The organism is Intrasporangium sp. (assembly GCF_030452765.1).
Taxonomy (GTDB): domain Bacteria; phylum Actinomycetota; class Actinomycetes; order Actinomycetales; family Dermatophilaceae; genus Intrasporangium_A.
In genome coordinates this window covers 1-10,450 of sequence record NZ_JAKDLO010000154.1, presented here as the reverse complement: position 1 = coordinate 10,450, position 10,450 = coordinate 1, and the positions used below count along the sequence as shown (strand labels likewise).

The 10,450-nt window shown below is 70.7% G+C and carries 11 protein-coding genes; 4 read left to right on the top strand and 7 right to left on the bottom strand.

The window, feature by feature from the left end; translation table 11 throughout:
• From L0H79_RS16900 to L0H79_RS16890, 3 genes are all read right to left on the bottom strand, one after another.
• Positions 1-1,064: urease subunit alpha (locus L0H79_RS16900; RefSeq protein WP_301485817.1), on the bottom strand; the 1,064-nt coding region annotated here is incomplete at its 3' end.
• The gene (ureA, locus tag L0H79_RS16895; RefSeq protein ID WP_301485816.1) at positions 1,064-1,780 is read right to left on the bottom strand and encodes an urease subunit gamma; all 717 of its coding nucleotides are present in this window, start codon (positions 1,778-1,780) and stop codon (positions 1,064-1,066) included. The genes ureA and L0H79_RS16900, both read right to left, overlap by 1 nt.
• A 1,522-nt stretch (positions 1,781-3,302) precedes the next feature.
• A complete protein-coding gene (locus L0H79_RS16890; RefSeq protein WP_301485815.1) occupies positions 3,303-4,931 on the bottom strand; it encodes a long-chain-fatty-acid--CoA ligase in 1,629 nt (542 codons plus the stop codon).
• A gap of 230 nt (positions 4,932-5,161) precedes the next feature.
• Here L0H79_RS16890 and L0H79_RS16885 point away from each other — a divergent pair, with 230 nt between their 5' ends.
• Positions 5,162-5,797, top strand: a complete 636-nt coding sequence (locus L0H79_RS16885; protein ID WP_301485814.1) for a class I SAM-dependent methyltransferase — start codon at positions 5,162-5,164, stop codon at positions 5,795-5,797.
• 604 nt (positions 5,798-6,401) lie between these two features.
• Positions 6,402-6,557, top strand: a complete 156-nt coding sequence (locus tag L0H79_RS16880) for a hypothetical protein (protein WP_301485813.1) — start codon at positions 6,402-6,404, stop codon at positions 6,555-6,557.
• 177 nt (positions 6,558-6,734) lie between these two features.
• Here the strand turns inward: L0H79_RS16880 and L0H79_RS16875 are convergent, their stop codons facing one another.
• The 3 genes from L0H79_RS16875 to L0H79_RS16865 form a co-directional block, all read right to left on the bottom strand.
• Positions 6,735-7,151, bottom strand: a complete 417-nt coding sequence (locus tag L0H79_RS16875) for a type II toxin-antitoxin system VapC family toxin (protein WP_301485819.1) — start codon at positions 7,149-7,151, stop codon at positions 6,735-6,737.
• Positions 7,148-7,381 carry a CopG family transcriptional regulator gene (locus L0H79_RS16870; protein WP_301485812.1) on the bottom strand — a complete coding sequence of 78 codons (234 nt, stop codon included), beginning with the start codon at positions 7,379-7,381 and terminating at the stop codon, positions 7,148-7,150. The genes L0H79_RS16875 and L0H79_RS16870 overlap by 4 nt, the downstream gene beginning before the upstream one ends.
• Positions 7,382-7,453: 72 nt before the next feature.
• Positions 7,454-8,713, bottom strand: coding sequence for an alpha-hydroxy acid oxidase (locus L0H79_RS16865; protein ID WP_301485818.1), 1,260 nt, complete (start codon positions 8,711-8,713; stop codon positions 7,454-7,456).
• A gap of 288 nt (positions 8,714-9,001) precedes the next feature.
• On the opposite strand from L0H79_RS16865, the gene L0H79_RS16860 reads away from it, so the two are divergent.
• Together L0H79_RS16860 and L0H79_RS16855 are read left to right on the top strand one after the other, a co-directional pair.
• On the top strand, positions 9,002-9,232 hold the full coding sequence (locus L0H79_RS16860; RefSeq protein ID WP_301485811.1) for a hypothetical protein: 231 nt from the start codon (positions 9,002-9,004) through the stop codon (positions 9,230-9,232).
• Positions 9,229-9,633 (top strand): type II toxin-antitoxin system VapC family toxin, encoded by a 405-nt coding sequence (locus L0H79_RS16855; protein ID WP_301485810.1) that lies wholly within the window; start codon positions 9,229-9,231, stop codon positions 9,631-9,633. Before L0H79_RS16860 ends, L0H79_RS16855 begins: the two co-directional genes overlap by 4 nt.
• Before the next feature lie 183 nt (positions 9,634-9,816).
• On the opposite strand, the gene L0H79_RS16850 is transcribed toward L0H79_RS16855, so the two are convergent.
• The gene (locus L0H79_RS16850) at positions 9,817-10,275 is read right to left on the bottom strand and encodes a hypothetical protein (RefSeq protein WP_301485809.1); all 459 of its coding nucleotides are present in this window, start codon (positions 10,273-10,275) and stop codon (positions 9,817-9,819) included.
• Positions 10,276-10,450: the final 175 nt, after the last annotated feature.

The following is a 10,450-nucleotide window of genomic DNA, read 5'->3' as shown; positions in this document are numbered from 1 at the left end:
GCATCGGAGGAGGTGATCGGGATGACTCCCAGGTCGTGCAGGACGTTCTCGGCGCCCATCGTCCCGGCCCGGATCCGGTCGCGGGTGATCGCGACGTCGGACGGCACGTCGGGGGACAGGCCGTGCACGTCCATGATCATCCCGAAGTGCTCGTCGACCGCGTCCCGGCCGAAGGGGAGAGTCGGGTTGGTCGAGGAGCCGATGACGTTGGGGACGCCGGCCAGGCTGAGCACGTCCGGGGTGTGACCGCCGCCGCAGCCCTCGACGTGGAACGCGTGCGCGGTCCTGCCCTCAAGCACGGCGAGGGTGTCGGCCACGGACAGGCTCTCGTTGAGCCCGTCGGTGTGGATCGCCACCTGCACGTCGTGCTCCTCGGCGACCCGCAGGGCGGTGTCGAGCGCGCGGGCGTGCGCGCCCAGGTCCTCGTGCACCTTGAAGCCGCACGCCCCGCCCTCGACGAGCGCCTCCACCAGCGGCGCAGGGTGCGAGGACGACCCGCGGGCCAGGAATCCGATGTTGACCGGCCACGCGTCGAACGCGCCGAACGCGGTGCGCAGGGCCCACGGGGAGTTGACCCCGACCCCCCAGACCGGCCCGAACTCCTGGCCGATGATCGTGGTGACGCCCGAGGCCAGCGAGGCCTCCATGACCCGCGGGCTGAGCAGGTGCACGTGCGTGTCGATCGCCCCCGCGGTCGCGATCAGCCCCTCGCCGCTGATGATGGTGGTGCCGGTCCCGACGACCACCTGGACGCCGACCTGGGTGTGCGGGTTGCCGGCCCGCCCGATCGCGCTGATGCGGCCCGCGCGGATCCCGATCGAGGTCTTGCGGACCCCGAGGACCGGGTCGAGGACGAGCGCGTTGGTGACCACGACGTCGCACGTCTCCCGGACCGAGGCCGCCAGCAGGTGCATGCCGTCGCGGGCCGTCCGCGCGAAGCCGGTGAGGAACTCATCGCCGCGCCGCTGCGAGTCATGCTCCACCTGCACGACCAGCCCCGTGTCGCCGAGGGCGACCCGGTCACCGGTCGTCGGTCCGTATGCCGCATGGCTGGGGTTGCCCATCAGCGCTCACCTCCCGTCGTCGGCTCGGCTGAAGGCTCGGCGCCGAGGTAGCCGCACGCGTGGGCTCGCGCCAGGCCGGCCTGCTTGGCGCCGGGGGCGTCCAGCGGCCCGTCGACCAGGCCCGCGAAGCCGACCATCACGCGTTCTCCGCCGAACGGCACCAAGGCGACCGTGAGCGGCATACCCGGGTCGAAGCGTTGCACCGCGCCGGCCGGGACGGCCAGGTGGCGCCCCCACGCGGCGGCGCGCTCGAAGCGCAACCGCGGGTTGACCTCGAAGAAGTGGAAGTGCGACGTGACGCTGATCGGCACCGGGGACTCGTTGACGACGACGACCTCGACGACGTCGGTCGGCGGTTGGGGCGCGACGGGTGCGACCTCGAGGTGGCCCGGAGCCAGCACCGACGCCGACGGCGGGCCGAACGGCTCCTGCACGATCGCCAGCCGGGTCCCGTCGTCGAAGACGGCCTCGACCTCGACCCGGCGCACCACGTCGGCGACGCCGGGCAGCACGTCGTCGCCGTCCAGCACGGCGCTGCCGGCGGCCACTGCCTGCGCGAGCCGGGCCCCGTCGCGCGCCGCCTCGCAGACGGTGTCCGCCACGAGTGCAATGGCCTCCGGGACGTTGAGCCGCAAGCCACGGGAGCGCCGGGCGCGAGCGAGCTCGGCGGCGGTGAAGAGCAGCAGCCGGTCGTGTTCTTGCGGAGTCAGGTGCATCGAGCCCTCCCAGCGTGACGTGTGCGGTGAGGTGGGGTGCCGGGACCGCCGCCGGCCGTTCCACGCGCGTATGGCGCGAACAGGCCCCGCGATCCGGCGCGCCACGGCATACCGCCCCGTCTGATCTGAGCGAGCGGCTCGATCCCCACGCGCCCGACTCTAACGGCGAGCCGCGTCATGCCGTCGAGTGATCCGACGTGCCGCGTGCCGACGTGCCGTGCTGGGGGCAGAGAAAGCTCTGGGGCTTCCGACATGCGCATCTCGTGGGATCAGGCCACTGCGTTCTGGGAGCTCAGGAGCATTCCGGTGCATTCTGATACTGCTCCGGTATGGCTCTCGCTGAGCGACTTCCGCCGGGGGTCGCCGCAGCCGCCATCGAGTTCATCATCGGTCCACTGTTGCAGAGCCCTCTTCGGGTCGGCAGGTGCTGACCGCAGAGCTGACGGGATCCACAGTGCCGGACTCGGTCGGAGCTGCGCGTGCTCTACGAGATCGACGACTTCAGACACGCTGTGATCGTGCTCGACTTCCGTCCCTGCGCCCATGCCTATCGCCCCAGCTGACCGGTCGCGGTGCGGCGCCCGGTCGTATGCGGCTCAAACACTCCGTCGAGTTCGAAGACAACAGCCTGCACGCTGCCAGTCATCGGTGTGCACTGTGTGCGGTGATCTGGCTCATGGTGGCCATCCTCGCCCACTGACCGGCCGTTCCGCCGAACGACCCCTATTCGTCACCACAGCGGTCGCCGAGCACGTGTTGGGGAGACTGCACGGATATTGGTCGTCCGAAGAAACGTCTGCGCCGCCGCCGGGCCGCTCTCGAATGGCACTGCCGGCCTTGGGAGCACGACATCGCGACTGCTCTGAAGCGCGCTCCCGTCAGCTCGAGCCGCCCTCGACTCACCCCGGCGCCGGATGGCATGTGCCAGCCCGGCTGGCCGTTCCGCCGGGATCCAGTGTGTGACTCCATCACGAGGTCAAGGCGCCCGCGTCGATGATCTCGCGTCGGTAGCCGTCCAGCATCGCCGCCGTCATCCCGGGCCGGCCGAGCGGCTGCTGACCCCAGCCGCCGGGCCGGCTGAGCGGCATACCGAACCTTCGGGGGGTGCGCGTGCGCCCGTTTCACCGCGGTGGCTGCCACGTGTCGAACTGAGGAACTGGCGCCCGCTCACCACGTCAGGTGTGGCGAACAGGACGAGGTCGCGAGCGGACGCACGAGCTCCTCGATGGGCAGCCGGCTGACGACCTCGGGACCGGTGGCCCGGATGACGTCCGCGGTCGGCGCCACTGCTCCGGGTGAGGTGGTGCATTGCCGTTCCTAGCCCCAGCGAGCCAAGCGCGGCCAGGCCGTTGCCGAAGATCGAGAGCCCCGACCCCTGTGAGCGGGCCTGGCGGGCACGGCCTGAGCCCACCCCGTACGCGAAGTACCTTGCGCTGGATGCCGGCTCAGCGTCATACCGATGAGCCCGTATGCCGCTGAGCGGGATCGGGCGCGCCCGCGCGATCCTCACGTGGCGGGCTGATCACCCCTTGATCCGGCTGGCGTGGCCGGCCCACTCCCGCTCGCGCAGCGTGTACTTCTGGACCTTGCCCGTGGACGTCTTGGGCAGCTCGTCGACCAGCTCGACCTCCCGGGGCGCCTTGAAGCGCGCGATCCGGCCGCGGACGTGCTCGACCAGCACACCCGGCTCGACCGCCTGCCCCGGCCGGACCACGACGAACGCCTTCGGGCGCTCGCCCCACCGGTCGTCCGGGGCGCCGATGACCGCGGCCTCGAGGACCGCCGGGTGCGACAGCAGGGCCTGCTCGACCTCGACGGTGGAGATGTTCTCGCCGCCCGACACCACGACGTCCTTGGCCCGGTCGCGCAGCTCGACGTAGCCGTCGGGGTGCAGGACGCCGAGGTCCCCGGAGTGGAACCACCCACCCCCGAACGCCTTGGCCGTCGCCTCCGGGTCCCTGAAGTAGCCGGTCATGACATTGTTGCCGTGCATGACGATCTCGCCCATCGTGGCGCCGTCGGCGGGCACGTCGTCCAGCTCGTCGTCGACGACGCGCATCCGGTCGGCGCACACCATCCCGACGCCCTGCCGGGCCAGCAGCCGGGCGCGCTGGCCGACCTCGAGGTCGGGCCAGCCGGGCTGCCACTCGCACACCGAGTAGGGGCCGTAGGTCTCGGTCAGGCCGTAGACGTGCACGATCGTGGCCCCGAGCTGCCCCATCTGCTCGATGATCGACGGGCTGGGCGCCGCACCGGCCGTCGTCACGACGAGCGAGTGGTCCAGCCGATGGGCGGCGGGATGGTTCGCGACGAGGCTCAGCACGACCGGGGCGCCGTTGAGGTGCGTCACTCGCTCGGCGTCGAAGAGCCGCCAGATCTCGGCCGCGTCGACCGTGCGGAGGCAGACGTGCGTGCCGCCTGCGCCGGTCACGCCCCAGGTCGTGCACCAGCCGTTGCAGTGGAACATCGGCAGCGTCCACAGGTAGACGCTCTCGAGGCTGTGCCGCGAGTGGATCACCTCGCCGAGCGAGTTCAGGTAGGCGCCGCGGTGGTGGTACATGACCCCCTTGGGTCGCCCCGTCGTCCCGGACGTGTAGTTGATCGTGATCGTCGCGGTCTCGTCGGGCACCGTCCACGGGAGCGGCTCGTCGGTGCCGCGGGCCAGGAACTGCTCGTAGCTCGGGCCGCTCAACGCTGCCTCGGCCGGGCCCGGAGCGGCCGGGTCGGTAACCGTCACCACCTGCTCCACCGACTCGGGCAGCCGGTGGCCCAACGTGCCGAGCGGGACGGCCAGCTCGGCGTCGACCACGAGGATACGGGCGCCGGAGTGCTCGAGGATGTAGCCGACCTCCTCCGGCGACAGCCGGGTGTTGATCGGGACGAGCACGGCGCCAGTGAGCGGCACCCCGAAGTGCGCGATGAGCAGCTCGGGCAGGTTCGGCATGAGGTAGGCGACCCGGTCGCCCGGCTCGATCCCCGAGGCCTGCAACGCGCGGGCCAGTCGCGTCGCCGCAGCCCCGAACTCGCGGTAGGTCAGCCGGCGCTCGCCGTAGACGATGGCGTCCTTGTCGGGAAACACCGCCGCCGACCGGCCGAGCAGTGACAACGGGGTCAGCTCCGTCCGAAAGACCGGCAGGGACCCATCGCCCATCGTCCACCTCCAGCGGCGTTCTTTCTCGCCATCCTCTCACTCGGGTCAAGGGTCGTACCGTGACCGCTAGAGCCGTCGTCGGGGGGCGAGCTGAGCGGCATTCGGCATCGGCCGTATGCCGCTCAGCTCAGCCACGCGGTGGGCGTGCCGCAAGGCGGGGGTCGGAGCGGAATACCCTTGACGTCACGAAGCCAACGACGACCTGGCAGACGACACGAAGGAGCTCGACGGTGGACCGCTTCAGCGAGGATGCGCCGACGTGGGACCAGAGGCCGGGACACACAGAGCGGGCCCGGTCGGTTGCCGATGTCATCCGGGCGGCGCTGCCGCTGCGTGCAGACATGCGCGCCCTCGAGATCGGCGGCGGGACAGGTCTGTTGGCACGTGCCCTCGCCGGCGACCTCGGCCGGGTCGTGGTCACCGATGTCGCTCCGGGCATGGTGGCGGCTGCCCACCAGGCGCTCGACGATGCACGCTACGTCGGCTGGGAAGCCCGGCGTTACGACATCGAGCACGACCCGTTGCCGGACGCGAGTTTCGACCTCGTCCTCGGGCTGCTCACCCTGCACCACATGGACGACGTCGCTTCGGTGATCGGCAGGTGCGCCCAGCTGCTGCGGCCGGGCGGGTACCTGGCACTGGTCGACCTGGACCATGACCCTGCGGGTGCCTTCCACGCGGGGGTCCCTGATTTCCACGGACATGACGGCTTCCGGCGCGAGGACGTGCGGGCCTGGTTCAAGGCCGCCGGTCTGGTCGAGGTGAGCCTGACGACGGCGGGGTCGGTGACCCACGAGACCGACGGCGGGCCTCGCGACTTCCCGATGTTCCTCGCCACCGGTCGACGCCCGGCCGCTGCGGCCTGAGCTCGTCGGAGGTACCCGGCGCCCACCTGTCCATCACCGTGGCGGACACCATGGTCGATCAGGTGCGCTCGAGATGAGCCCCGCATCCGACGAGGCGACGTGCGAGCTCCCCGAGCCGACCCGGGTGGGGGGCGCCGCCAACTATCCCGCCGCGGCGGCAAAGGTGGCGGTCCTCCCGCACCCGCGCCGCGACCACCGGCTAGCGTGGGTGGCTGGAGAGGGGCGGACCATGATCCTCTGGTGTACCCCAGGTCGCGGCAGACCTCGGTGATGGAGGCGCTGGTTCGGGGCAGCAGGAGTACTGCGCGTTCGACGCGTCGCTGTTGTAGGTAGCGGTGCGGCGTCTCCTGGGACACGGCGCGGGAAACCGCGGCTGAAGCGGGCGGGGGACACGTGCTCACAGGCACAGAATTTGTATGCCGCTCAGCCCCCTCGCGGGCAGGTGGCCTGCGCTCGGGGCCGTGTGATCAGCAACGGCGACGCCGACGAGGCGACCGGGCCCGCCGACCCCGGCTGAGCGGTATACGGACTCGGGTGGACGGCGCGACGACGGTGTCCCGGCAGGCATGATGGTCGTGTCGGCTGCGGACAGCTTGCCCGCTTCGTGCAGACCGGCGCCCTGTGCCTCGAGTCGCCGGGCCAGCAGCGCTCGAAGGTGCTCGGCTTCTTCGACGAGGTGGGCGTCCCCTACGAGGAGGGGACGCGCAGACGCTTGCGGCACGTGGACCGGTCACGCAGCAGCTTGAGCGTCTTCGGCTGAGCTTCGGCGTGCGCGGGATGGCCGAGTGGGTCGGGTCTCGATCCGTGCGTAAGAACACAACAAGTCCGCCTCGCCCCTGCTTGTGCCGCACGCGGTGGTGGCACGGGCCGGACTTGTTGTGTTCTTACGACCGCGACTGTTGGCCGACCCCCCGTCGGTTGGAGGGCTGCCGGCCAATCAGGGCAGGAGCGTGAAGGCGGCGACGTGGGCGGGGCGCACGACCGTGAAGTGACGCCGGTCGACAGTCGCGATGTCGGTGATGCCGAGGCGTTCAGCCGTGGCGACGACCGAGGCGTCCACGGTGCCCAGGGGCAGGTTGCGATAGTGCGCCACGAGCTCGGCGACCCGGAGCCAGTCCGTGACGGACACCGGCTCGACGGTGAAGGCTCCGTCGGCGAGGTCGCCGAGAAAGCGGACCTCGGGTTCGGGGCCGAGGCGAGTGGCGAGGAGGTAGACAACTTCGGTGATGACCAGGGTGGGGACGATGAGCGGACCCGGATGGGTCTCGAGCAGGTCGAGCGACGCAGAGTGGTGAGCATCGTCGGCGTCGACGTAGGCGTACAGCGGTCCGGCGTCGACGACGAGCGCGGCTATGGCGCAACCTCGCCGGCCAGGATCTCCTCGATACGCTCGGAGACGTCGCTGCGTCCGCTGCGGCCGGCACCTGCTGCACCGAGCCGACGTCGGCCCTCTCCGTCCGGCCCCGCGAAGTATGCCTCCAGCGCCTCGCGGCTGATGTCGGCAATGGTCGCCCCCCTGCGCGCGGCTTCGTGCCGCAGCCGCGCGTCAAGCGCGTCGGGAATCTTCACAGTGGTGCGCTTCATGTATGCCAGCATACCCAGTTCCCAGACTCCGTCCCGCCGATCTCGCATGGCTCACCCGCGCACGCGGACCGGTCAAGAGCCAGTTTCAGCGTCTTCGGCTGAGCGCCTGCTGACCGACTCGGCCGCGGGCTCACGCAGGAACTGGGGGCCGAGCTCGCGCACCGAAGAGACGCCGAGCAGCGTCATCGCCACTCGCAGCTCCTCGGTGATCAGCTGCAACACCCTGGACACGCCGGGCTGCCCACCGGCCATGAGCCCGTAGAGGTAGGCCCGGCCGATCAGGACGAAGTCGGCGCCGGCGCACAGCGCGATCGCGACGTCGGTGCCGGACATGATCCCCGAGTCGAGGATGATCTGCACGTCCGGGCCGACCGCGTCCCGGATGGCCGGCAGGGCGTGCAGGCTGGCCGGTGCCCGCTCGAGCTGACGGCCGCCGTGGTTGGACACGACGAGCCCGTCGGCACCGGCCTCGAGGCAGCGGCGGGCATCCTCGGGCCGCAGCACGCCCTTGACGAACAGCTTGCCCGGCCACACCGAGCGCAGCCAGCGAAGGTCGTCCATCGACAGGGTGGGGTCGAACATCGAGTTGACCAGCTCGGCCAGGGCGTGCGAGGTGCCGCTCAGCGAAGCGAAGGTCAGCGGGTCCGTGGTGAGGAAGTCGAACCACCACGCCGGGTGGACCGACGCGTCCAACACCGTCCGGGCGGTCAGCCGCGGAGGGATCGTCATGCCGTTGCGGACATCTCGCAGCCGCTGCCCGGCCACCGCGGTGTCGACCGTCACCAGGAGCGTGTCGTAGCCGCTGGCGGCGGCCCGCTCGACGAGGCGCAGCGACCCGTCCCGCTCCTTCCACAGGTAGAGCTGGAACCACCGCCGGGCGTTCGGGGCGGCCTGCGCCACCTCCTCGAGCGAGCGGGTACCCATGGTGGACAGCGAGAACGGCAGGCCCGCCTCGGCAGCCGCTCGCACACCGGCGATCTCGCCCTCCGCGCGCATCATGCGGGTGAACCCGGTGGGGGCGATCCCCAACGGTGCCGCGGACGGGCCGCCTGCGATGGTCGTGGCCAGGTCGACGCTCGTCAGCCCCGGCAGGGCGGTCGGCAGCAGCTCCACCCGGTCGAACGCCTCCCGGTTGCGGCGCATCGTCAGCTCCTGCCCGGCCCCCCCGTCGACGTAGTCGAAGGCCGCGGTGGGGGTGCGCCGACGAGCCAGCCGGCGCAGGTCCCACACGTCGGCGGCGCGGGCGAGCCGGCGCGCCCGTCGGTCCAGGCCCGGCAGCTCGACGTGGATCAGCGGCCTCAGCTCGGACCACTGCGGCATCCCTCGGTGCATGCTCGGCATCCCTTCTTTCGTCGCGGCAACCGTCCCGCTCATTGGGCCACCTGCGCAACCGGTGCCACGCCCCAGCGCTGGGCGGTCATCACGGCGACCGCGGACAACAGGCAGCTCCGCGAGCGGCAGTTTCTCGCCCTCGGCCCGTTCGGCCGCCTTCTCGGCCGCGGCGCGGTACTCGGGGGTCTCGTTCAGCCGATTGCGGGTGGGGGATCCTTCCGTGGGGACGGGCGCCCCCTCAGGGTCGTCCACTTGATCCCGCCGACAAGTTGTAAGCATAATGTAAGCGTGCCGAATGTACTGGTCCGCAACGTTCCCGAGGACGTCCATGCTGCTCTTCGACGCAAGGCTGAACAGCACCACCAGTCGCTTCAGCAATACCTGGCCACGGAACTGCGCCGCCTCGCCGAACGGCAGGAGCTCAGCGATGTACTCGACGGGATCGAGAAGCGCCACGGCGGTCGCGTCGGGCTACACCAAGCGGTGCAGGATCTCGCGGCCGAGCGTGCCCGCGTGTGATCGTCGTCGACGCATCGGTCCTCGCCAACGCGCTCGCTGACGACGAAGATGACGGGGATGCCGCCCGCAGTGAGCTGCGAGCTGCGGGCGATCTGGCTGCACCGGATCTGGTCGATGTCGAAACGGTGGCCGTGCTCCGCAAACGCTGGCTGGTGCAGGACATCTCCGATGAACGCTTCGAGGCCGCCATCACGGACTTGCAGCGATGGGACTTCGAGCGGGTGCCGACACTCCAGCTCGTCCGTCGCGCCTACGAGTTGCGGGCCAACGTCACTGCGTACGACGCGACCTACGTCGCCCTCGCTGAGGCCCTCGGCTGTGAACTGCTCACGGCAGATCGGCGACCGGCCGGCTCCACCGGACCACGGTGTCCGATCCGAGTTCTGTCGGGACGAGGCTGAACAGCGAGCATCCCCTGATGCGCCGTAGCTGCAAGGCTAGCCTCCTTCGCGCACGCTGCGCGTTCATTCTAGCGACGACGGCGGACCAGGCATCTCGGTTCTCGTCCGCGTTGACATGCCAGTGCCAAGGGTGGCCTCGAACTATTGAGGGCGCTCGTCGTCGACCACATGCCGCCTCCCACCTCAACGCCGGGTCCAGTCGCTGCAGCCGTTCGACTCGAAGAACTTGTCGTGCTTCTTGATCGTGACGACGACCTGCCCGGACGTGTTGCCGTTGGCGATGATCGACTCGAACCCGTCCGAGCCGGAAAGCCTGGCCCAGTAGCAGTTCCCGCTCGGTGACGCCTTGGAGACGTAGATGCCTGGCTTCACGTCGACGCCGATCTGGTAGGTCCCGTCTCCGGCCATCGCGACGGCCGGAGGCGGTGGGCCCACCCTGACCGTCGTCTTCGGCCCGGGCACCTCGACCGTCTTCGTGACGGTCGGCCCCGGCACGGTGCTCTGTGCACCCGGGGCGGTGACCGTGACGGCCGGGGTCGCGGCGGTCGGTGCGGCGTCGGGCGCGCTCGACCCTCCGGCCGCGCCGATCCCGAAGGCGACCAGTGCCGTCGCTGCATACCCGATGACGTGCTTTGTGTTCATGACTGTCTCCCTGGTGATGGCTGGATGTTCCTGGTGGCTGGTTCGTGGCTGAGGGTCGTGGCCGAGCGGTGCCCCAGCGAACTGTGCGGACCGGCCGCGCCCCCTCAACGCGGCCGGCCCAGCTGGTGGCGGGGGGGGCCCGCCCCCCCCAAAACCCCCCCCCCCCGCGGCGAAA